Annotated in this window: 25 protein-coding genes and 1 other RNA gene; 11 read left to right on the top strand and 15 right to left on the bottom strand. The window is 64.8% G+C overall.

Going from position 1 to position 21,685, the window contains the following annotated elements; all coding sequences use genetic code 11:
• Positions 1–5: 5 nt before the first annotated feature.
• On the bottom strand, positions 6–197 hold the full coding sequence (locus RIB52_RS13105; protein ID WP_350176235.1) for a DUF3008 family protein: 192 nt from the start codon (positions 195–197) through the stop codon (positions 6–8).
• A 95-nt stretch (positions 198–292) separates the two neighbouring features.
• On the bottom strand, positions 293–730 hold the full coding sequence (locus RIB52_RS13100; RefSeq protein ID WP_350176233.1) for a VOC family protein: 438 nt from the start codon (positions 728–730) through the stop codon (positions 293–295).
• Between the two features lie 143 nt (positions 731–873).
• Between RIB52_RS13100 and RIB52_RS13095 the strand changes: the two genes are divergently transcribed.
• Complete coding sequence (locus RIB52_RS13095) at positions 874–1,563, top strand: SIMPL domain-containing protein (RefSeq protein WP_350176267.1); 690 nt, start codon at positions 874–876, stop codon at positions 1,561–1,563.
• 27 nt (positions 1,564–1,590) lie between these two features.
• On the opposite strand, the gene RIB52_RS13090 is transcribed toward RIB52_RS13095, so the two are convergent.
• Complete coding sequence (locus tag RIB52_RS13090) at positions 1,591–2,304, bottom strand: TorF family putative porin (protein ID WP_350176231.1); 714 nt, start codon at positions 2,302–2,304, stop codon at positions 1,591–1,593.
• 526 nt (positions 2,305–2,830) lie between these two features.
• On the opposite strand from RIB52_RS13090, the gene RIB52_RS13085 reads away from it, so the two are divergent.
• Both RIB52_RS13085 and RIB52_RS13080 read left to right on the top strand, forming a co-directional pair.
• On the top strand, positions 2,831–3,652 hold the full coding sequence (locus RIB52_RS13085) for a metallophosphoesterase family protein (protein ID WP_350176230.1): 822 nt from the start codon (positions 2,831–2,833) through the stop codon (positions 3,650–3,652).
• Between the two features lie 73 nt (positions 3,653–3,725).
• A complete protein-coding gene (locus tag RIB52_RS13080; RefSeq protein ID WP_350176228.1) occupies positions 3,726–5,036 on the top strand; it encodes a UDP-glucose dehydrogenase family protein in 1,311 nt (436 codons plus the stop codon).
• Between the two features lie 26 nt (positions 5,037–5,062).
• Here the strand turns inward: RIB52_RS13080 and RIB52_RS13075 are convergent, their stop codons facing one another.
• From RIB52_RS13075 to RIB52_RS13055, 5 genes are all read right to left on the bottom strand, one after another.
• Positions 5,063–5,851 carry a TspO-related membrane protein gene (locus tag RIB52_RS13075; RefSeq protein WP_350176226.1) on the bottom strand — a complete coding sequence of 263 codons (789 nt, stop codon included), beginning with the start codon at positions 5,849–5,851 and terminating at the stop codon, positions 5,063–5,065.
• Between the two features lie 67 nt (positions 5,852–5,918).
• An RNA gene (gene rnpB, locus RIB52_RS13070) (RNase P RNA component class A) lies at positions 5,919–6,320 on the bottom strand.
• A gap of 57 nt (positions 6,321–6,377) precedes the next feature.
• Positions 6,378–7,088: an N-acetylmuramoyl-L-alanine amidase gene (locus RIB52_RS13065; protein WP_502879546.1), complete on the bottom strand. Its 711-nt coding sequence runs from the start codon at positions 7,086–7,088 to the stop codon at positions 6,378–6,380.
• A 53-nt stretch (positions 7,089–7,141) separates the two neighbouring features.
• A complete protein-coding gene (locus tag RIB52_RS13060) occupies positions 7,142–7,795 on the bottom strand; it encodes a histidine phosphotransferase family protein (RefSeq protein WP_350176224.1) in 654 nt (217 codons plus the stop codon).
• Positions 7,796–7,805: 10 nt separating this feature from the next.
• Positions 7,806–8,201 carry a M67 family metallopeptidase gene (locus RIB52_RS13055; protein ID WP_350176222.1) on the bottom strand — a complete coding sequence of 132 codons (396 nt, stop codon included), beginning with the start codon at positions 8,199–8,201 and terminating at the stop codon, positions 7,806–7,808.
• 5 nt (positions 8,202–8,206) lie between these two features.
• Here RIB52_RS13055 and RIB52_RS13050 point away from each other — a divergent pair, with 5 nt between their 5' ends.
• Complete coding sequence (locus tag RIB52_RS13050) at positions 8,207–9,172, top strand: RluA family pseudouridine synthase (protein ID WP_350176220.1); 966 nt, start codon at positions 8,207–8,209, stop codon at positions 9,170–9,172.
• A gap of 112 nt (positions 9,173–9,284) precedes the next feature.
• Entirely contained in the window at positions 9,285–10,190 is a 906-nt protein-coding gene (rpoH, locus tag RIB52_RS13045) for an RNA polymerase sigma factor RpoH (RefSeq protein ID WP_350176218.1), read from the top strand.
• 16 nt (positions 10,191–10,206) lie between these two features.
• On the opposite strand, the gene RIB52_RS13040 is transcribed toward rpoH, so the two are convergent.
• The gene (locus RIB52_RS13040) at positions 10,207–10,386 is read right to left on the bottom strand and encodes a hypothetical protein (protein ID WP_350176216.1); all 180 of its coding nucleotides are present in this window, start codon (positions 10,384–10,386) and stop codon (positions 10,207–10,209) included.
• Positions 10,387–10,578: 192 nt separating this feature from the next.
• Positions 10,579–10,710 (bottom strand): hypothetical protein, encoded by a 132-nt coding sequence (locus tag RIB52_RS13035; RefSeq protein ID WP_350176214.1) that lies wholly within the window; start codon positions 10,708–10,710, stop codon positions 10,579–10,581.
• Positions 10,711–10,812: 102 nt separating this feature from the next.
• On the opposite strand from RIB52_RS13035, the gene mtgA reads away from it, so the two are divergent.
• From mtgA to RIB52_RS13010, 5 genes are all read left to right on the top strand, one after another.
• Positions 10,813–11,484: a monofunctional biosynthetic peptidoglycan transglycosylase gene (mtgA, locus tag RIB52_RS13030; RefSeq protein ID WP_350176212.1), complete on the top strand. Its 672-nt coding sequence runs from the start codon at positions 10,813–10,815 to the stop codon at positions 11,482–11,484.
• Positions 11,485–11,489: 5 nt separating this feature from the next.
• Positions 11,490–12,449, top strand: a complete 960-nt coding sequence (locus RIB52_RS13025) for a cation diffusion facilitator family transporter (protein WP_350176210.1) — start codon at positions 11,490–11,492, stop codon at positions 12,447–12,449.
• Positions 12,449–13,057: a sigma-70 family RNA polymerase sigma factor gene (locus RIB52_RS13020; protein WP_350176208.1), complete on the top strand. Its 609-nt coding sequence runs from the start codon at positions 12,449–12,451 to the stop codon at positions 13,055–13,057. Before RIB52_RS13025 ends, RIB52_RS13020 begins: the two co-directional genes overlap by 1 nt.
• Complete coding sequence (locus tag RIB52_RS13015) at positions 13,054–13,854, top strand: anti-sigma factor (RefSeq protein ID WP_350176206.1); 801 nt, start codon at positions 13,054–13,056, stop codon at positions 13,852–13,854. The genes RIB52_RS13020 and RIB52_RS13015 overlap by 4 nt, the downstream gene beginning before the upstream one ends.
• Before the next feature lie 159 nt (positions 13,855–14,013).
• Positions 14,014–14,577 (top strand): fasciclin domain-containing protein, encoded by a 564-nt coding sequence (locus RIB52_RS13010; RefSeq protein ID WP_350176204.1) that lies wholly within the window; start codon positions 14,014–14,016, stop codon positions 14,575–14,577.
• Between the two features lie 514 nt (positions 14,578–15,091).
• On the opposite strand, the gene RIB52_RS13005 is transcribed toward RIB52_RS13010, so the two are convergent.
• The 4 genes from RIB52_RS13005 to RIB52_RS12990 form a co-directional block, all read right to left on the bottom strand.
• Positions 15,092–15,781 (bottom strand): aspartate/glutamate racemase family protein, encoded by a 690-nt coding sequence (locus RIB52_RS13005; protein WP_350176202.1) that lies wholly within the window; start codon positions 15,779–15,781, stop codon positions 15,092–15,094.
• Positions 15,782–15,845: 64 nt separating this feature from the next.
• The gene (locus RIB52_RS13000; RefSeq protein ID WP_350176200.1) at positions 15,846–16,193 is read right to left on the bottom strand and encodes a hypothetical protein; all 348 of its coding nucleotides are present in this window, start codon (positions 16,191–16,193) and stop codon (positions 15,846–15,848) included.
• On the bottom strand, positions 16,190–17,452 hold the full coding sequence (gene clpX, locus RIB52_RS12995; RefSeq protein ID WP_350176198.1) for an ATP-dependent Clp protease ATP-binding subunit ClpX: 1,263 nt from the start codon (positions 17,450–17,452) through the stop codon (positions 16,190–16,192). The genes RIB52_RS13000 and clpX overlap by 4 nt, the downstream gene beginning before the upstream one ends.
• A 251-nt stretch (positions 17,453–17,703) precedes the next feature.
• Positions 17,704–18,408, bottom strand: coding sequence for an ATP-dependent Clp protease proteolytic subunit (locus tag RIB52_RS12990; RefSeq protein ID WP_350176196.1), 705 nt, complete (start codon positions 18,406–18,408; stop codon positions 17,704–17,706).
• Between the two features lie 143 nt (positions 18,409–18,551).
• On the opposite strand from RIB52_RS12990, the gene RIB52_RS12985 reads away from it, so the two are divergent.
• On the top strand, positions 18,552–20,066 hold the full coding sequence (locus tag RIB52_RS12985; RefSeq protein WP_350176194.1) for an amidase: 1,515 nt from the start codon (positions 18,552–18,554) through the stop codon (positions 20,064–20,066).
• Positions 20,067–20,079: 13 nt separating this feature from the next.
• On the opposite strand, the gene tig is transcribed toward RIB52_RS12985, so the two are convergent.
• Positions 20,080–21,684 carry a trigger factor gene (gene tig, locus RIB52_RS12980; protein ID WP_350176192.1) on the bottom strand — a complete coding sequence of 535 codons (1,605 nt, stop codon included), beginning with the start codon at positions 21,682–21,684 and terminating at the stop codon, positions 20,080–20,082.
• Between the last annotated feature and the right edge of the window lies 1 nt (position 21,685).

The following is a 21,685-nucleotide window of genomic DNA, read 5'->3' as shown; positions in this document are numbered from 1 at the left end:
CGCGATCAGTCGTCGTTCTCGACATGCTCCGGCTTGCCCTTGCGCTGGCCTTCGGCGAAATCCTCAAGTTGGCCTTCGCTCATGCTGTCGTACATTTCCTTCGACGCGCCCTGAAGATCGGAGACCTTGGTTTCCCCGCGCTTCGCGGCGAGCGCGGCGCCCGCTGCCTTTTGCTGTGCTTTCGATTTGGCCGGCATGGCTCATCTCCTCTCGCTTCTTATCTACCCATCCGGAACGGACCGGCCGCAGGGCGGGTTCCGGATCGGAGCGGGCAGCGAGCGGCGAGAGAGCCTTACCAGCTGCCGACATTCTCCATGCTCGCCCAGGGTTCGGCGGGTTCGAGCCGACCGTCCTGCAGCAATTCGACCGAGATTCCGTCGGGCGATTTGACGAACGCCATGTAGCCGTCGCGCGGCGGGCGGTGGATCGTATGGCCTGCATCCATCAACCGCTGGCAGGTTTCGTAGATGTTCTCGACCCGATAGGCGAGATGGCCGAAATTGCGCCCGCCGTCATAGCGTTCGGGTTCGCTCCCGTCCTCGGGCGGCCAGTTATGGGTCAGCTCGACTTCGGCCACGCCTTCCTGTCCGGGCGCGGCGAGGAAAATGAGCGTGAAGCGGCCCTGCTCGACGTCGAAGCGGCGCACTTCCTCAAGGCCGATCAGATTGAAGAAGGCGACCGTTGCCTCCGGGTCGGTCACGCGGATCATGGAATGAAGATATTGGGTCATGCGGTCCTCGGCTTTCCTGGCGGTATCCCTAGCATTCATTCAAAAACGGTTCATCGACGATCTTGCACAACTCGTCGCACAGACAAATGGAGGACAGGATGACCGGAGAAAGGCAAGCAAAGGAAACGACGAATTCGGCCAATATGCGCTGGTTCGGGACGGCCGCGATCGCGGCTCTCGGCATGGTCGCGGGCGGATACCTGCTGGGCGACGGCCTGCTTCGCGCAAAGGAGGCGGAACGCTCGGTCACCGTGCGCGGCCTTGCCGAACGCGACGTGACCGCGGACCTTGCGACCTGGACGATCTCCTATTCCGCTTCCTCCGCCAATCTTGCGAATGCCCAGGCCAAGGCGCGCTCGGATACCGAGGCGATCGAGGAGTTCTTTGCCGGGCTCGGCTTTCCCGAATCCGCGCTCCAGCCAACAGGCGCGAATGTCTCGAGCTACACCAAGGACGGGATCACCACCTACACGGTGCGCCAGCGTCTTGCGCTCAGGACCGAGGACATCGAACGCGCACAGAAAGCGGTGGCGCGGCAATTCGACCTGGTGGGTCGCGGCGTGTTCCTGGAGGAAGGCTCGGGCATGAGTTACGCCTTTACCCGACTTAACGACATCAAGCCCCAAATGGTGGCCGAAGCAACGCGCGACGCGCGCGCCGCCGCGCAACAATTCGCGCAGGATTCGGGCGCGAGTGTCGGGGCGATCAAGAATGCCACGCAGGGCTATTTCTCGATCGAGGCGCGCGACGGCAACAGCGGCGGTTGGGGCAAGTCCGATAGCCCCTACAAAAAGGTGCGCGTGGTGACGACGGTGAATTTCTCGCTCGATTGACCCCGTGCGCGGCAGGAACGGCAGGCGTCAGAAATACGCGGTAAGCGTGCCCAGCAGCGTGCTCGACGTGGGGTTGAATGCGCCGGGCGGTGCGACATCGTCCGCCGCATCGACATAGGCCACCCCAAGCACAAGCGGCGTGTCTCGGATCGCCCAGTCCGCTCCCAGAGACCAGTCGAATGACTGGCTATCCCCCGCGAAGTCCAGCGCCCCATCGGTATAGCCGAAATGCGCGTTCACCGTGACCGGCGTACCCGGCAATCCGGCCGAGAGGTCGGTATAGAGATACAGATTGTCGCGCCGCAGCCCGGCGAAGTCCAGCCCGTCCTCGCCCACATCCCATGCCGCTCCGACGGTGGCCTGCGCAGGGCCGAGAGTGAACCCGATTGAGCCGTAGAGCTCGACATAATCGAAATTGCCCGGTCCGGCATCGGGAAAGGTGTAGGCGATGATGCCGATATTGGCGTTCAGCCCTTCGCCGACATCCCCGCTCCAGCCGCCATAGACATCGAGCTCGATTGCTCCGTAGCCGACGCTCGTCTCATCGAGCGTCGAAGCAAAGGTCCCCGCGTAGAAGCCCGAATCGTGAACCACGTCGATTCCGCCCTGAAGCGCCGGGTCCCCGCCCGAGAGGTCGACCCCGCGAAAGCGGTATTCGCTTGCCAGCGTCGCATTCGCCATCACGGTGAAGCCCGCGCCCGACAAGCCCGATGCCGTCTGCTTCGCTATTGGTGCCCGCATCGGTATGGCACGGCCCTGCGCATCCTTATCCTCTCGGCGCGGCGGCTCGGCGACCGGAGCGGCGGATGTTGCCTCGGCGGATTCTGTCGAAACCGGAACGGGGACCGGCCCATCGTCACCCGTGGCCGCAGAGGCCGATGCGGTGCCCGGGAAGAGACCCAGGACGAGGCCGGCACCGGCAAGGCCGAAAAGACGCGGTCTCGCACTCCCCCGGTGCGCAGAAATTGCAAGGTCGTGGATTTCGTGCATCACAAGCTCTCCCAAGCGACGGATCGTGCAGGGCATCGGAGCGACCGCACGAGCCGCTCAGTTGCCGTTCAGCCTCGCTGCGCCTAAAGGCCCTTCATGCGAACACGATCCGATCCGGTTGCACTACGCCTAGCGCGGAACGGGCAAATGACCCAAGGGTTGTGCGCAGGCCCGCATGACAATGCATCCGTGCGCGATTGGGTGTGCGGCCTGCACGCCCGCTGCGACACGCCTTTAACCATGCCTTTCCTGCGAACACTTAACGTCTGTCGAAACGATGCTGAACGCGCTCAAGGAACTCTTTCGCCCCGCCCCTCCCGCACCCGGTCCGCGTGTGCCCGATGGCACGCGCTATTACGTGATCGGCGACATACACGGACGGCTCGACCTGTTCGAGGCGATGATCGACGCGGTCGAAGCCGACATTGCCGAGGCGGGCGGCAAAGATGACGGCGCGCATGAAAGCCGCATCGTCCTGCTCGGCGACCTCGTCGATCGCGGCCCGGACAGCAGGGGCGTGCTTGCCGCGACCCGCGAATGGCAGCGCCAGCGCAATGTCCGGGTGCTGGCCGGCAATCACGAGGAAATGTTCCTCCAGGCGTTCGAGAAACCGGAAATCCTGCGCCATTTCCTCAAGCATGGCGGGCGCGAGACGATCCTGTCCTTCGGCCTCTCGCGCAAGCGGTTCAACACGCTCGACATCGACGACCTGTTCGCCATGCTCCCCGGCCTCGTCCCGCAGGAGGAACGCGACTACATCGCCTCGTTCGAGGAAATGATCGTCGCGGGCGATTACGTCTTCGTACATGCCGGGATCGACCCTTCACAGCCCCTGGAAGGGCAAAAGCGCAGCGACCTTCTGTGGATCCGCGACCGCTTCCTCGATCACGAAGGCCCCCTCGAGAAGGTCGTTGTGCACGGCCACACGATTTTCGATCGGGTCATGGATTGCGGCAACCGGATCGGGATCGACACTGGCGCTTTCCGCTCAGGTGTGCTTACAGCGCTCGTGCTCGAAGCCGACCAGCGACGGATCATGCAGGCATGCAAGCACGATGCGGGCGAGGTCGAGATTTTCCAAGGTGACAGGGCACGCTGACGAGCTCGGCGTTCGTCGACGCGTAGCAATGGTGGCAGGGGGCGCCGATGCGCTTCGAAGGGGGACGTAGTTCATGAAGATTGCGATGGTCGGTTCGGGTTATGTCGGTCTGGTATCCGGCGCTTGCTTCGCCGATTTCGGCCATACGGTTACGTGCATCGACAAGGATCAGGGCAAGATCGACCGGCTGCGCGACGGCATCATGCCGATCTACGAGCCCGGGCTCGACGCCCTGGTCGAGAGCAACGTGAAGGCCGGGCGTCTCTCCTTCACCACCAGCCTGGCCGAGGGGATCGCCGGGGCCGACGCGATCTTCATCGCGGTCGGCACGCCGAGTAGACGGGGCGATGGCCATGCGGACCTTACCTTCGTCCATGCGGTCGCGCGTGAAGTGGGCGAAAGCCTGACCGGCGAAGCGGTTGTCGTGACCAAGTCGACAGTTCCCGTCGGGACGGGCGACGAAGTCGAGCGGATCATACGAGATACCGGCACGGTCCACCGGTTCGCCGTCGTATCCAATCCCGAATTCCTGCGCGAAGGTGCCGCGATCGGCGATTTCAAGCGGCCCGACCGGATCGTGATCGGGGCCGAGGACGATTTCGGCCGCGAGATCATGCGCGAGGTCTACCGGCCTCTCTTCCTGAACGAATCGCCGATCCTGTTTACTTCGCGCCGCACGAGCGAGTTGATCAAATACGCCGCCAACGCCTTCCTTGCGACAAAGATCACATTCATCAACGAGATGGCGGACCTGTGCGAGAAAGTCGGCGCGAACGTACAGGACGTCGCGCGCGGAATCGGCATGGACAATCGGATCGGGCCGAAATTCCTCCATGCCGGACCCGGTTATGGCGGCTCGTGCTTTCCCAAGGACACGCTCGCCCTGCTCAAGACGGCCGAGGATTACGACAGCCCGACCCGTATCGTCGAGGCCGTGGTCAAGACCAATGACAGCCGCAAGCGCGCAATGGGGCGCAAGGTGCTCGAGGCGCTCGGCGGGGCCGGGGCGGCGCGCGGGCGAAAGGCGGCGCTGCTGGGCCTCACTTTCAAGCCCAACACCGACGACATGCGCGACTCGCCCGCAATCGCCATCGCGCAGGCGCTGATCGATGCCGGGGTCACGGTTTCCGCCCATGACCCCGAAGGCATGGACCTTGCCCGCCCGCTCATGCCCGAAGTGACGATGTGCGAGGATCCCTATGACGCGATCAAGGGCGCGGAGGCGACGGTGATCGTGACCGAATGGGATGCCTTCCGCGCGCTGGACCTCGCGCGGGTCGCGGAACTCGCCGCCGCGCCCGTTCTGGTCGACCTGCGCAACATCTATCATCCCGAGGACGTGCGCACGGCCGGTTTCCGGTATATCAGCGTCGGGCGGGCCTAGATTCCCAGCCCCTAGATCCCCAGCCTCTAGACCCCCAACCAATGCCGGCGATTGCCCGACCGGGCAAGCGTCGCCAGCATCACGGCGAGGACCAGTGCCCCGCTCGCCACGCAGGCGACGGCGATGATATCGGCCTCCTGCCCGCCGCGGAAATAGATCGCCGAAAGCGCCCAGCAGAATACCAGCGCATACCACGGATTGCCCTTGCTGCGCGCCACCGCGAGAGCTGCGACGATCCCTCCCACTGCGACCATGAGAGCGGCGGCGAGCGGATTGGCAAAATCGCCCCCGACCCCGTGATAGACGAGACTGGCCGAGATGTTGACGATGCTCGCCGCAGTCAGCCACGCCGCCAGGGCACTGAGAACCAGTCCAGCCAGCCAGCGCTCGCCCGCCGACAGCGCCTTGGCCTGCGACAGCGCTCGCAGGCAGGCGAGCAACCCGCCGAGCGAGACGAGGATGATCAGCGCCGAAACGAAGGTGAGATTGGCGAACTGGGTGTAAACGGCCCACACGCCCTGCGCCGCCAGCGCGATAGCGGCGGGCCAGGCAATCCGATCGAGCAGGGCATTGTCGCGCTGCGCGGGGAGCGCCTGCCAGCCGGCGAAAACGGCGCTGCCGATAAAGAGCGGCCCCCATATCGCGAAGGCCCAGCCCGACGGCGTGATGAGGGTGCGCACGCTGTCCGAGCGGTCCCCGATCTGCTCGCCGAACCCGAGATCGGGCAGGAAGGTCGCGCCGATCTGCACCACCACGGCAAGGATCACGACGAGGCGCTGGGAGAGCGGGCGAGTGCTGGGGTCAGGACTAGGCATTCACGCAGGATGGCCGATCGCGCATCCGAACGACAGCACGAAAACGACCGCTCGTCCCAAAACGCGAGAAATCAGGGGGCCGATAAGCCGGGTTCTGTCCCGCATCGCGCGGGGGCAGCCATTCATCTGGGCCGCCCGTTGCCGGACGGCTCAAGCAGCCAACCCGGGCCTCTCGGGGCGAAACTCCCCTGCCCGCCCGGAAAGGGACGGGCGCGAGGCCCCTATTTGGCCTTGCTCCGGGTGGGGTTTGCCATGCGGACCCTGTTGCCAGCGCCCCGGTGCGCTCTTGCCGCACCCTTTCACCCTTGCCTGTGCCCTTAAGGGGCCATCGGCGGTCTACTCTCTGTGGCACTTTCCCTGAATACCGGCCTTAAGACCGGCACCCGGCGGGCGTTACCCGCCACCCTCGTTTCGTGGAGCCCGGACTTTCCTCGCACCGTGAAAGGCACGCGGCTGCCTGGCCCCCTGACGCGGTGCATATAGGCGCGAAATGCGCGCGGCGGTAGTGCCTTGCGGGGGGCGCTCCCTATCGCGCCAGGCCCCGGTCGCGGTCGAGCAGCAGCTGGAACAGGATCGCGCCCACCTGCCCATCGATCGCGCCGTCGATGATTTCCGGCCGCCAGCGCCGCTGGAACGCCGTGACCGCCGCGGTCGCATCGGTGATGTCATAACCGAACCGCTCGAGAGCGAGCATGAACGCGCCATCGTTCTGGAAAGGGTCGCCGAGTTCCAGCTTTTCCGGCTTCGGCAGGCAAAGGCCGTATTGCGCCAGCCGGTCCCAGGGAAACAGCTCTCCCGGATCGGCCTTCCGGGCGGGCGCGACATCGGAATGGCCGATGACGTTCGCGCGCGGAATGTCGTAATCCTCGACGATCTCGGCCAGCAGCGGGATAAGCGCATCGATCTGCGCGTCGGCGAATTCGCGATAGCCACCGGCATGGCCGGGATGGTCGAGCTCGATCCCGACGCTCGCGGAGTTGACATCGGTGATCCCGCGCCAGCACGATACACCGGCATGCCAAGCTCGCTTCGACTCCGGCACGAGCTGGGTGACGGTCCCGGTTTCGCTAATGAGGTAATGCGCCGAGACACCGCTGTCGGGATTGATCAGTTTGCCCAGCGCCTGCTCGACCGGCTGCATCTCGGTGTAATGCAGCACGACCATGGTGACAGGCAACTGGCGCTCGCCGAAATTGGGGGAGGGCACGACAGCATGGACGAGCTCGCCAGAACGCATCCCTGCGGGCATCATGCCGCGCGGGGCGGGCGGCGAAGCGCCTTCGGACGGACTCACCCGATCATGCCTTCCGGCTCGGGGATAACCGCCCCCAGCACCAAAGCTTCGTCGGTCAGGCGATATTGCAAGCCGCCGCCCATTTCCTCGGCCAGCAGCGCGATCATGTGCGCCGCCGCCGTGCGGCTGGTCAGCTCGCTCGCGCCGAGATCGCCCTCGAGCGCGCGGCCGATCACTTCGTCGAATGCGACGCGCGAGCCTGTGGCGCGGGCGACGATTTCGACATTGCCGTCGCGCCGCTCGGCCCCGATGTCGAGCCGCCCGCCGCGCACCAGCGCGTCGAGCGCGATCTGGGCAAGGTTGAGCAGCACCTTGATCGCGGGCTTCGGCAGGCTGGTTTCCGCCATCGCCCAGTGGATGTCGATTTTCTTGCCGTCGCCTGCGAGTGCGCCGATCACTTGCTGCGCCTCTTCCACCGGCACGTTCTCGCCGAACCCGCCCGCCGCGCCGAAAGCAAGACGGAAGAACTTCAGCTTGTCGGTACTGATCTTCGCGCTCGCCTCGAGCAATTCGACGCACCGTTCGCGCATTTCGGGATCCTGTTCGTCGGCGAGCAGTTCGAGCCCGTTGGACAGCGCCCCGACCGGGGAAAGAAGGTCATGGCAAAGGCGCGAACACAAAAGCGCTGCAAGATCGGTCTGCGAGTTCATGGGCACGACCTTAGCCATCGATCAACGCGCTGGAAAGCGTCTCGAATCCGCCTTCCACCGCGCGAAAGAAGGCAAGGCGCCCCTGTCCGGCAATGGCCCAGATCCGCCCGTCGGGCGCGGCGAGCGCGCGGTCGGTGGCCGAAGGCTCCGCAGCGCCGTGCGGGTGCGAGTGGAACCAGCCCGCAATGCCCGGCCCGCCGGAACGGGCGGCCCGATACGCGTCGATCAGCGCCTGCGGGTCGATCTCGAACGCCTTTTCGGGCTCCGGGTGGACATTGGCGCACGTCACAAAACGCTCGATTCGGCTGGGCGAGCCGAACAGGATGCCGCAGGCCTCGCGCGGATGCGCGGCGCGCGCTCTTGCAAGCATGGCGTCGGCCGCCTGTCTTGTCACCTCGATTGCCATGGCGCATGGCCCTAGCCGTGTCCGAGAGCGAAATCATCACCGGCCGCATCGCCGCTTCCGCCCGGCTCGACAAGGCGCTGGCCGAGGCGAGCGGGCTTTCGCGCGCCCGGGTCCAGGCGCTCATCGGCGATGGCGGGGTCGAAGTGGACGGCGTGCCCGCAGCCAGCCCCTCCGCGAAGGTCGTCGCAGGCACGCCGTTTCGCATCGTCCTGCCCCCTGCCGTCGAGGCCCAGGCGCGTCCCCAGGACATCCCCCTGGTCATCGCCCATGAGGACGAGCACCTGATCGTCGTCGACAAGCCCGCGGGCATGGTCGTCCACCCTGCTGCGGGCAATGCCGAGGGGACCCTGGTCAATGCGCTGCTGCATCATTGCAATGGGAGCCTGTCGGGGATCGGCGGGGTCGCGCGGCCCGGCATCGTTCACCGGATCGACAAGGACACGTCTGGCCTGCTGGTCGTCGCCAAGACGAACGCCGCCCACGAAGGCCTTGCCGCGCAGTTCGCCGAGCATTCGGTGCACCGCCGCTATCTCGCCGTCACCGCGGGCATCCCGCGCCCGGCCGAGGGGAGGATCGAGGGGCGGATCGGCCGTTCGCACGCCGATCGCAAGAAGATGGCAGCGCTTTCGCCGGATAGCTCGCGCGGGAAGCATGCCGTGACGCATTACCGCGTGCTGCGCTCCTTTTGCGAAGCGGCGCTGATCGAATGCCGCCTCGAGACCGGGCGGACCCACCAGGTGCGCGTTCACTGTGCGTCAATCGGTCATGCGCTATTGGGAGATCCGGTATACGCACGGACCCCGAAGCCGCTCAGGCCGCTTCTCGCCCGGCTCGGTTTCGCCCGGCAGGCGTTGCATGCGGCCGAGTTGGGTTTCGTGCACCCGGTCTTGCGCAAAAAGGTCCATTTCGAGGCCGTTTTACCGCCCGACATGCAGGAACTGATCGACGAATTGGATCGTTTTGATCGATGAAAAGCGCACACAATTGCGCCCGTTTCGTATATAACCCGCCTTGTGACCCAATCGGCCGGATGCCCATCAGGGGTCCGGCAAAAGCGGTCGACAACAGAAAGGTCCGTTGAAAGTGAGCACTACCAAGACCCCCACGGTCCCGGCGCTCAGCGGAGAGCAGAGCCTCAACCGCTATCTTGCCGAGATCAAGAAGTATCCCGTCCTCACGGCCGAGCAGGAATACATGCTGGCCAAGCGTTATCAGGAACATGAGGATCCCGAAGCCGCAGCGCAACTGGTTTCCAGCCATTTGCGGCTCGTCGCCAAGATCGCGATGGGTTATCGCGGCTACGGCCTGCCCGTCTCCGACCTCATTTCCGAAGGCAATGTCGGCCTGATGCAGGGCGTGAAGAAATTCGAACCCGATCGCGGTTTCCGCCTCGCGACCTATGCGATGTGGTGGATCAAGGCATCGATCCAGGAATTCATCCTGCGTTCGTGGAGCCTCGTGAAAATGGGGACGACCGCCGCGCAGAAGAAGCTGTTCTTCAACCTCCGCCGGATGAAGAAGCAGCTCGAAGCCTATGAGGACACCGACCTCTCGCCCGACGACGTGAAGAAGATCGCGACCGATCTCGGCGTGCCCGAACAGGAAGTGGTCAACATGAACCGCCGGATGATGATGGGCGGCGACGGCTCGCTCAACACGCCGATGCGCAATGGTGAGGAGGGCTCTGGCGAATGGCAGGACTGGCTGACCGATGACGGCCCGCTGCAGGACGAACTCGTCGCCGACGCGGAAGAGGCCGATGTCCGCCACGACATGCTGATCGAGGCGATGGATTCGCTTAACGAGCGCGAGAAGCACATCCTGACCGAACGCCGCCTGACGGAAAATCCGCAGACACTGGAAGAGCTCAGCCAGGTCTACGACGTGTCGCGCGAACGCATCCGCCAGATCGAAGTGCGCGCTTTCGAAAAGCTGCAGAAGGCGATGCAGCGCATCGCAGGCGATCGCCTGCTGCCGGGCGTGGCGTAAACATCAGGACACATGCTCAGTTCGAAGGGTCGGATGTCTCGGCGTCCGGCCCTTCCTCGTTTTCGTCTTCGACCAGTTCGAGCCTGCCGAGCGGCTCTTCGCGCAGCATCCGCCGGGCGAGCGCCAGCAATTCCGCACGGCTTTCAACAGCGCGATAGCGGATGGTCCAGCTATCGGTTCCGTCGTTTTCGCGCACGCGTCGGCGAGGAGAACGGCGTTGCAGAACAGTCAAGCGCGCCGCGAGATCGCGCCCTTGTGCCTCCCGCGCTAGCAGGACGAAATCGCTGCCCGCAACGAATCTCTTTTGCAGCACCCATGATTCGCGCGAATGGCCGGCGACCTCGCCCATGCCGATCCGCGCGAACACGCCGCGCGCAGACTCTCCCTATTACAGTCCCTCGCCCTCGTCCGCTTCGAGCAGGTTAGCCGCGCAATGGAACGCGCCGCAATTGCTCACCCTCAACCACCATGGGTTGGCGTATTCGTCCTCCGCCAGCGCGGGCGACAAGACGAGCATCACGGCGAGGGCGAGCAGGCGGCGTATGGCCGGGGAATAACCCCCTGCGCCGCACTCGCAAAGATCGCCGTTCCCCGCGCCACGCCTCTGGTATAGGGGCGCGCCATGCCCCTCACCCTTGCGCGCCTTGCCGCGAAGTTCATGCTCTATTTCGTCGGCTTCACCCTGCTGCTGGTGATCGCCTTCAAGTGGATCCCCGTTCCCGTCACCGCGACCATGCTGATGGACGAGAACGGATCGACCCGCGACTGGGAAAGCCTCGAGCGCATCGACCCGAACCTCGTCTTCGCCGTCATCGCGGCGGAGGATGCGAAGTTCTGCGAGCATTCGGGCTTCGACACCGAGGCGATCGAGCAGGCCCTGCGCGAGCGCGAACAGACCGGCCGCGTGCGGGGCGCCTCGACGATCAGCCAGCAGACCGCCAAGAACGTCTTCCTCTGGCAGGGCGGGGGCTGGTTCCGAAAGGCACTGGAGGCATGGTTCACCTTCTGGATCGAGCTTGTCTGGGGCAAGGCTCGCATCATGGAAGTCTATCTCAACGTCGCCGAGACCGGGATCGGCACATACGGCGCCGAGGCCGGGGCGCAGCGTTATTTCGGCCATTCCGCCGCCCGGCTGAGCCCTGACGAAGCGAGCCGCATGGCCGCGGCCCTGCCGAGCCCGAAAACCCGCGCGGTGCGCAGCCCCGGCGGCTGGCTCGCGCGGCACGGCAACACGATCGAGGCGCGCATCGGGATCGTGAAGCGTGACGGACTGGCCGCTTGCGTCTATGGCTAGGAGCGATGGGTTTCGCACGTTCACATGACCATTCCCACGGCCATGCCGATCATGTCCACGCCGGCAGGCACGTGGGCGGGAACGGGCATGCTCATTCGCATGCGCCCACGGATTTCGGTCCCGCCTTCGCCATCGGGGTCGCGCTCAACACCGCCTTTGTCGTGATCGAGGCAGCGGCGGGCTATCTCACCGATTCCATGGCGCTCATCGCCGATGCCGGGCACAACCTTTCCGACGTGCTCGCCCTGCTGCTTGCGTGGGGCGCGGCCGAGGCCGCCAAGCGCCCGCCTCGGGGCCGTTTCACCTACGGCTTCAAGAGCTCGACCATCCTCGCCGCGATCGCCAATGCCTTGCTGCTTGCCATTGCGATCGGGGCGATCCTGATCGAGACGACGCACCGCCTGCTCGACCCCGGCGAACCGCAGGGCACGGTCATGGTCGCTGTCGCCGGGATCGGAGTCGCGATCAACGCGTTGACTGCCCTGCTGTTCATGCGCGGTCAGGAGGACCTTAACATCAAGGGGGCCTATCTTCACATGGCGGCCGATGCGCTCGTCTCGTTGGGTGTGGTGATCGCGGGGCTCGCGATCGTGTGGACCGGCATCGCGCTGCTCGACCCGCTCACCAGCCTTGCCATCCTCGCAGTGATTGCCTGGGGGACCTGGGGCCTCGCCCGCGACAGCGTGAAACTCGGCCTTCTTGCCGCGCCCGAGCGGATCGATGTCGAGGAAGTGCGCGCCCATCTCGGAGCCCTTGACGGGGTCGAGGCGGTCCACGATCTGCATATCTGGCCAATGTCGACCACCGAAACCGCGCTCACCGCGCATCTGGTCATGCCGGGCGAGGCCGGTTCGGACGATTTCCTGCGCGAAGCTGCCCGCTCTCTCAGGCAACATTTCGGCATCGGGCATTCGACCATCCAGGTCGAACGCGTTGAGGCGGCCGCTTGCGAGCATCCCTGCTGATGGCGAAGCGCAATCCATCCGGGGACGCGGCCGATATCCGGCCCGACGACGCCGTGATCGCGCGCGAAAAGCTTCGCGCGGCGATGGTCCGGCTCGCCGAAGGTGACAGCGCCGCACTCGAGGAGATATACGCCTCAACGCGCGTGAAGCTTTACGGCATATGCCTGCGTATCTTGGGCGACAGGAAGGAGGCCGAGGACGCCTTGCAGGACGTCTATGTCAATCTCTGGCAGCGGGCCGATCGCTACGACCCGGACCGCGCAAGCCCGATTTCGTGGCTGGCGACCTTCGCGCGAAACCGCGCGGTGGATCGCCTTCGCACGGGCAAGGTGCGCGGCGGGGCCGTCGCCGTGGAAGAGGCCGCGCCGCTTCCCGACGAAACCCCGCTCGCCGACGACCTCCTGATCGATGCAGAGCGCGCGGCACGGGTACATACCTGCCTCGAAACGCTCGACGAGAACGCTGCGGAGCAGATCCGCGCGGCCTTTTTCGAGGGCTTCACCTATGCTGAGCTGGCCGAACGCGCCGACGTCCCGCTGGGAACGATGAAGAGCTGGATCCGCCGTGGCCTCATCCGCCTGCGCGATTGCCTGGAGAAGGGCGAATGAACGCCGGGGAAGACATGCAGGACGGTACACCGGGCAGTGAACCGGTGCTCGCGGCCGAATATGCGCTGGGCCTTCTCGAAGGCGAGGCGCTGCTGACCGCGCGCGGCCGGATGGCGAGCGATCCCGTTTTCGCGGCCGAAGTGCGTCGGTGGGAAGAACGGCTCGCCCCACTGCTCGACGAAGTGCCCGCCGCAATGCCATCGAGCGAGGTCTGGCAGCGGATCGAGGCGCGGGTGAATGCGATCAAGGCGACCCGGGCCGAGGGTGAGCTGGCAGGCGGCGGTGCGTCGCCCGCGAACGTGGTCGAGTTGCGCGAGAGCGTAAGGCGCTGGCAGTGGACTGCCGGACTGACCTCGCTCGCTGCGGCGGTGGCGCTCGCCCTGCTGGTCTTTTCGCCCGATACTGCGCCCGCCCCTGTGCCGAAAGCGCCCGAAGATGCGCCCTTTTTCGCGGAGGCCGATCCGCTCGTCGCGACGGTTCCGATCGGCGATACCGGCCTGCGGCTCGACGTCACCTACATCCCCGAAACCGAGCGCATGGTGGTCGCCGCGATCGGCCTTTCGGCCGACGGCGTGCATGATCACGAATTGTGGCTGGCCCCGCCGGGCGGAGGCGAACTGCAATCGCTGGGGGTCGTCGAGCCGGGCGAGATCCGCAGCATGAAGCTGCCCGACACGGTCGCCCGCAACCTCGGCGAAGGAGCGGGGCTGGTGCTCACGCGCGAACCGCTGGGCGGCAAGCCCGAAGGCGTCGATGCGGGCCCCGTCGTGGCCGAAGGCTCCTTCAGCGAAGTCTGAAAGCCTGCCGCAACGGCTCGGCGCAGTTCAGCCACCTGGCATCGCGCAGGCCCGCCATTTCCCGAACCGCCTGGCTTTGTTCCGCATCCGGTCCCGGCCCCGGTGCGTAGTTCCGGTGCAAGATCGGGAGGGCTTGCGCAAACCAAGGAGAGTTTATCCATGCGCTTTACCCCGAATCCCCTCAAGGCCGCCGTTCTCGCCGGGCTCGCTTCCGCGACCGGTCTCGCCGCCCTGACCGCTGCCCCGGCTGCGGCCGACCATCACATGGAAAAGGAAGCCGGCACAATCGTCGACATCGCCAAGAGTACGGGCATGCATGATACGTTGGTCCAGGCCGTCGTTGCGGCAGACCTCGCCGAGACGCTGTCGGGTCCCGGCCCGATCACTGTCTTCGCCCCGGTCGACGAAGCCTTTGCCGCCCTGCCTGAAGGCACGGTTCCGATGCTCCTCAAGCCGGAAAACAAGGGGATGCTGCAAGCCGTGCTGACCTATCACGCCGTGCCCGGCAAGGTAACCAGCGCCGATCTCATGAATCTCATCCGCCAAGGCGGCGGGTCGGCCACGATCGAAACCGTCCAGGGCGGCACGCTGACCGCTATGCCGATGGGCGATGACATCGTCATCACCGATGCGCGCGGGCGCCAGACCAAGGTTGTGAAAGCCAATGTCGAAGCCTCGAACGGCGTGGTGCATGTCACCGATGGCGTTTTCCTGCCGGGCTGATCGGCCCTCGTCGACCAATCGGCTCGCGCCGCCTCACCCTTATCCCTCCCACCCGGGGCGGTGCGAAACCGTGCCCCGTCCGGCTCCTCCTCCAGGCCGGGCGGGGTTTTTTCTTGCCTCCATGCCTGCACAACGGGGCGAATGGTGGGACATGCGCGGCGGGGTGCGGCTCTCACCCAGAACCCATGCAGGGGCCCAAGCATTGGTTAGGCAAAGGCGGCGCAGCGCCGCGAGGAACGCGAAGGAAAAAGGAAACGGAACGCTTGCTACCCCTGAGGATCAAAACCTTCTTCAACGCCGCGACCGTTGGAACCGTTTACCTGATTGCCGACGCGGTCGTCTGAACCGGAAAGCCGAGCCACCGCAAGGTGCGCGTGCAAGCTGAGCAGAACAGATCAAAGGCGTCGTCCTGTTCCCCCCCTCCCCCCTGAGGGCGGCGCCGATTGCAGCCCCGTCCGGCCTTTACGGCCCGGGCGGGGTTGTCTTTGTGCCGAGGTCCTCGCTCTGACGGCTGTCAGGCGAGGGCCCTGCGAACCGCAGCCGACGCATGAAGCGCGGTGGTGTCGAACAGCGGGATGGAGCTGTCAGCGGCGCCGATCAGCAAAGCGATCTCGGTACAGCCCAGCACCACGCCCTGCGCGCCGCTTTTCGCGAGCCGTTCGATCACGCCGCGATAAGCCTCGCGCGAGCCATCGAGCACCAGCCCGGCAACCAGTTTCTGGTAGATCACGCGGTGCACCTCGGCACGGTCACGGGGGCCGGGGATGATCACCTCGATACCGCCCGCCTTGAGCCGTTCGCGATAGAAGGCCTGTTCCATGGTGAAAGCCGTGCCGATCAGGCCGACCCGCCGTATCCCGGCCGCGCGGATTGCTTCGGAGGAAGGATCGCAGATATGGAGCAGATCGAGGCGGGTCGCCGCTTCGACATGCCCGGCAACCTTGTGCATCGTGTTCGTCGCAAGGATGAGGAAATCGGCCCCCGCCGCTTCGAGTCGGCGCGCGCTCGCCGCGAGCATATCGCCGAGCGCGTCCCAGTCGTCGGCGCGCTGGAGCGGCTCGACCGCGCCGAAATCGAAGCTGTCCATGACGATGCGCGCCGAATGCGGCACGCCCCGTTCGTCGCGCACGGCGCGGTTGATGAGAGCGTAATACTGGGCCGAGCTTTCCCAGCTCATCCCGCCGATAATCCCGATGGTGCGCATGGTCCGCCGTCCCTGAGCTACGGGGCGATGCCCGCCTGCGTCAGGCGGTGAAAGGCCGGATCGGTCATCCTCCGCCGCGAGCCCAGCGCTCGACCAGCCAGAGAATGAAGAGTTGTGCGCCGAGCAGGACAATTGCGACGATCATCAAAGCCTCGTCAGGCTCACCCCGCAAGTCATCGCGCGGGAGAGTCTGGACGAGGAACACGATGAACCCATTGAGGCCGACGAAAATAGTGGGGGTAGACCAGATCACGACCCGGCGGGGGGCAAGGCGGGTCGCCCTGCCCGAACCATCGAAATGGACCGGAAGCCGGGCAAAGCCGCGATAGCGCCATTCGACCCATAGCCCCGAAAGGAGCAGCAATCCAATGGCTGCGGCGGCGAGCGTCAGCGCGCCGCCGGAGACCGTCACGCAGCCGCTTCCTTCTTCTCGCTGCCGTGGACCAGGATCGGGGCCTTTTCGCCCTTAACCACCTCGGCATCGATCACGACTTCAGAAACGCCTTCGAGATCGGGCAGCTCGAACATCGTGTCGAGCAGGATTCCCTCTACGATAGAGCGCAGGCCGCGAGCGCCGGTCTTGCGCTTGATCGCGCGCTCGGCGACCTCTTTCAGCGCGTCTTCGGTGAAAGTGAGTTCGACGTCCTCGAGTTCGAACAGCTTGCCGTACTGCTTGACGATGGCGTTCTTCGGCTCGGTCAGGATGGTGACCAGTGCATCGACATCGAGATCGTGCAGCGTCGCGATAACCGGCAGGCGGCCGACGAATTCGGGAATGAGACCGAACTTGAGCAGGTCTTCCGGCTCGCTCTTCTCGAGCAATTCGCCGACCTTGCGCTTTTCCGGGTCGGCGACATGCGCGCCGAAACCGATCGAACGCTTCTGGAGGCGGTCGGCGATGATCTTGTCGAGGCCAGCGAACGCGCCGCCGCAGATAAACAGGATGTTCGTCGTATCGACCTGGAGAAATTCCTGCTGCGGATGCTTGCGCCCGCCCTGCGGCGGAACCGAGGCCGTCGTGCCTTCCATCAGCTTGAGCAAAGCCTGCTGCACGCCTTCGCCCGAAACGTCGCGGGTGATCGAAGGGTTTTCGGCCTTGCGCGTGATCTTGTCGATTTCATCGATATAGACAATGCCGTGCTGCGCCTTGTCGACGTTGTAATCCGACGCCTGGAGCAGTTTGAGAATGATGTTCTCGACATCTTCCCCGACATATCCCGCTTCGGTCAGGGTCGTGGCGTCGGCCATCGTGAAGGGAACGTCGAAGGTGCGCGCGAGCGTCTGGGCGAGCAGTGTCTTACCGGTGCCGGTCGGACCGACGAGCAGGATGTTCGACTTGGCAAGCTCGACATCGCCTGCCTTGCCGCTGTGCTTGAGCCGCTTGTAATGGTTGTGCACCGCAACCGCGAGGTTTCGTTTGGCGCTGTTCTGGCCGATAACATAATCGTTCAGCGTTTCGAAAATTTCCTTCGGCGTGGGAACTTCGCCTTCCTTTTTCCCGGCGATCCCGGCCTTGGTCTCTTCGCGGATGATGTCGTTGCAAAGCTCAACACATTCGTCGCAGATGAACACGGTGGGGCCGGCGATGAGCTTCCGCACTTCGTGCTGGGACTTCCCGCAGAAGCTGCAATAAAGGGTGCTCTTGCTGTCAGATCCGCTCAATTTGGTCATTCCTAATCGTCCTGGGCGACCCACGCGAAAGCGGTTCTTTGCGTGAGGATTCGCGGAGTGTATCGACACAGGCGCATGAATCAACACATGCGCCGATGATTTTGCATCCGCATAGGTGAGGATAAACCCCGGGAGATCGCTCCGTAACCCGGATATCCGCCTGTGCGTGCCAGGACGAAACGCTGCTTCGCCCCTTCTTTCATGTCCGGCCCTCCTCCGCGCGAGGCGCGGTTTCAGGCAACGGCACCCGCTTATTCAGGAGCGCCGCCCGAGCCTTCCTCGCCGTCTCCTTCCTCGGATTCGGGGCGAGTTTCGAAGACCTTGTCGACGATGCCGAATTTCTTCGCCTCGTCCGCATCGAGAAAGGTGTCGCGGTCCATCGCCTTTTCGATGTCGGACAGGCTCTGGCCGGTATACTTGACGTAGAGATCGTTCATCCGTTCACGGATACGCAGGATCTCGCGCGCCTGGATCTCGATATCGGAAGCCATGCCGCGCGCGCCACCCGACGGCTGGTGAACCATGATCCGCGCATTGGGCAACGCGATCCGCATGCCCGGCTCGCCGGCTGCGAGCAGGAAGCTGCCCATCGAAGCGGCCTGTCCCATGCATACGGTCGACACGCGCGGCTTTATATACTGCATCGTGTCGTGGATCGCCATGCCGGCCGTCACCACCCCGCCAGGCGAGTTGATGTACATGCTGATCGGCTTCGACGGATTCTCGCTTTCAAGGAAGAGCAGCTGGGCGGTGATGAGGCTCGCCATCCCGTCCTCGACCTGACCCGTAACGAAGACGATGCGTTCGCGCAGCAGGCGCGAGAAGATGTCGAAGCTGCGTTCGCCGCGGCTGGTCTGCTCCACCACGACGGGCACGAGCGCGCCCGTAAGCGGGTCGCGCGTGAATTGGCCCTGGGTACCGAAGGTTTCGCCCTTGTCGCCGAGCAGATCGATCATCGTCGTGGATTCCTTCCCGTTGTTGCGGCCTCGCTATGTCGGAGTGTGGGGGGCAATTTCAAGGGGTCTGGCCGCATCGCCGCCGGAAACTTCGTGTTCGAAATGGTCTTGCCCCCGCGCGCGATCCGCGCAATCCCTTGATCATGCGCTCCACAACCCTGTTTTCGCTCGCCGCGCTCTGCGTCCTTTGCACAGCGCCCATGGCCCTTGCCCATCGCGACGCCGGCCCCGACGCGTTCGACGCGCTCGCCGATATCGGCGCCCGGGTCGAGCGGATCAGGCAATATGACGACGGGCCGCAAGGAATCCACGCGGTCATCGCCTATTCGCACACCGCCGGCTTCAAGGCGCGCGACGCGATCGGCATCGGCCTTCTCAAGGGGCGCAGCGTGCTGGTGAAGGACAATATCGAGACCGAGGAATGGCCGACCACGGCGGGCAGCCTCGCGCTAGCCGACAATTTCACCCGCCGCGACGCGCCTCTGATCGCCAATCTCAGGCGCAATGGCGGAGTCGTGCTGGGCAAGACCAATCTGTCGGAATGGGCCAATATCCGCGACGACAATTCGACCAGCGGGTGGAGCGCGGTGGGCGGGCTCACGCGCAACCCGCACGCCATCGACCGAAACGCCTGCGGTTCCTCCTCGGGCAGCGGGGCGGCGATCGCTGCGGGCATGGCGTGGGGCGCGATCGGGACAGAGACCAATGGCTCGATCACCTGCCCGGCGAGCATCAACGGAATTGTCGGTTTCAAGCCCTCGGTTGGCCTCGTCAGTCGCACCCATGTGGTCCCGATTTCCTCGACGCAGGACACCGCCGGGCCGATGACGCGCACGGTTTACGATGCCGCGCTCCTGCTTTCCGCCATTGCGGGAGAAGACCCGGCGGACCCCGCGACCAAGGGCGTGCCGCGCAAGGCCGACTACACCGAGGGGCTGCGCACCGCCTCGCTCGACGGCGTGCGCGTCGGCGTGATGCGCAAGCAGTTGGGCCGCCGGGCCGACGTTCGCGCCGTGTTCGAGCAGGCGCTTGCCGACATGGAGGCGCAGGGCGCGGTGCTGGTCGATATCGAATTCGATCCGAATCCCGAGATGTATCGCGACAGCTTCACCGTGCTGAAATTCGAGCTGCGCGAGGAAATGGGTCGCTATCTCGCCTCGATACCCAAGTTCGAGCGCGGCGACACGCCGCGCAGTCTTGCCGACCTCATCGCCTTCAACGAGGCCCACGCAGCGGAGGAAATGCGCTGGTTCGGGCAGAGCATCTTTCTCGAGGCCGAGGCGACGACAGACCGTGAAGCCTATGAAAAGGCGCGCGCCAACGCCTTGCGCATCGCCGGTCCGGAGACGCTCGATACGATCTTCGCCGAGAACGACGTCGCCCTGATCGTCGCCCCGACGCGCGGGCCGGCCTGGGTCAGCGATCTCGTCAACGGCGACAATTACGGCGGGTCCATCGGCTTCGGCAGCCCCGCCGCGATCGCCGGCTATCCGCATCTCACCGTGCCCATGGGCGCGGTCGAGCGGCTGCCGGTCGGGATAAGTTTCATCGGCCCGAAATGGGCCGATCACGACGTGCTGAAAACCGGCGCCGCCTATGAAAGGGCGCGGACAGCCAGGCTGCCCGCGCCATCCTTCAAACGTTGGTCGGCCGAATAGGCAGCCGCCCCATTCAGTCCTTCGAAGCGGCCTTCTTGGCCGGGGCCTTTTTCTTGGGTGCAGCCTTCTTGGCGGTAGGCTTCTTATCGTCGTCCTTGGCTGCGGCCTTCTTCGCCGGAGCTTTCTTCGCCGATGCCTTCTTGGCCGCAGGCTTGGTCTCGTCGCCGTCATCGGCCGCCTTTTTCGTGGCGGCTGTCTTCTTCGGGGCGGCCTTTTTCGCGGTGGCCTTCTTGGCCGGAGCCTTCTTCTGAGGCTCGGCCTTGGCTTTTTCCTTCTCCGCCTCGACGTCCTCTTCCGCCTCGATCGCGGCCTGCAATTCATCCTGCGTGACTTCGCGCTCGGTCACCTCGGCCTTGTCGAAGAGGAAATCGACGACCTTGTCCTCATACAGTGGCGCGCGAAGCTGGGCGGCGGCCATCGGTTCGGACTGGATATACTGCATGAACCGCTCGCGATCCTCCTCGCGGTATTGCGAGGCAGCCTGCTGGACGAGCATCGACATTTCCTGCTGGGTAATCTCGACACCGTTCGCCTGCCCGATCTCTGACAGCAACAGGCCAAGCCGCACGCGGCGTTCGGCGATCGCCTTATAGTCGTCTTTTTCTTCCTCGATCTGCTTCAGCGCGGCGTCGGGATCCTCCTCTTTCGCCGCTTCCTGCTGGAGCTGGGCCCAGATCTGCTCGAACTCGGCATCGACCATGCCCTGAGGCACGGGAAAATCGTGTCCGGCCGCGAGCTGGTCGAGCAGTGCCCGCTTCATCTGCGTGCGGGTGAGCCCGGCGGTCTGCTGTTCAAGCTGGCCGCGCATGAGTTCCTTGAGCTTGTCGAGGCTTTCAAGGCCGAGATTCTTGGCGAAATCGTCATCGACGCTCGTCTCGCTCTCGACCTTCACCGCCTTGACGGTGACATCGAATGTCGCCTCCTTGCCCGCGAGATGTTCAGCCTGGTATTCTTCCGGGAACGTGACGGTGATCGTCTTTTCATCGCCTGCCTTCACGCCGACGAGCTGTTCCTCGAAGCCGGGAATGAAGGTGCCCGAACCGATGACGAGCGGCGCATCCTCTGCCGCGCCGCCTTCGAACGGTTCGCCATCCAGTTTGCCGACGAAATCGATCACGACCTGGTTGCCCTCGGCCGCTTTCTTGGTCTTGGCTGCGTCCTTGTAGCTCTTGTTCTGGCCGGCAATGCCCTCGATCGCTTCCATCACCTGCTCGTCCGTAACCGGCACGACCAGCTTCTCGAGCTTGAGCCCGTCGGTGCTCGGTGCCTCGATCTCGGGCAGGACCTCGAGCTCGACGGTGATCTCGGCATCCTTGCCTTCGTCGTAATTCTCGTCGAGCGCGACGCTCGGCTGCATGGCCGGGCGCAATTCCTCAGACCGGATCAGCTCGTCGACCGAATCGCGGATCGTGTCGTTCACGACCTGCGCATGAAGCTGTTCGCCATGCATCTTGCGCACGAGATTGGCCGGCACCTTGCCGGGGCGGAAGCCGGGCATGCGCACCTGCGGCGCGATCTTCTTGATCTCCGAATCGATCTTGGCCGCGATGTCGCCCGCGGTGATCGTGATCACATAGCCGCGCTTGAGGCCTTCATTGATGGTCTGCTTGGTCTGCATG

Origin of the sequence: Erythrobacter sp. (assembly GCF_040217515.1) — a bacterium.
Classification (GTDB): Bacteria; Pseudomonadota; Alphaproteobacteria; order Sphingomonadales; family Sphingomonadaceae; genus Erythrobacter.
The sequence above is the reverse complement of the archived record's forward strand: the minus strand, read 5'-3'. Positions and strand labels throughout refer to the sequence as shown.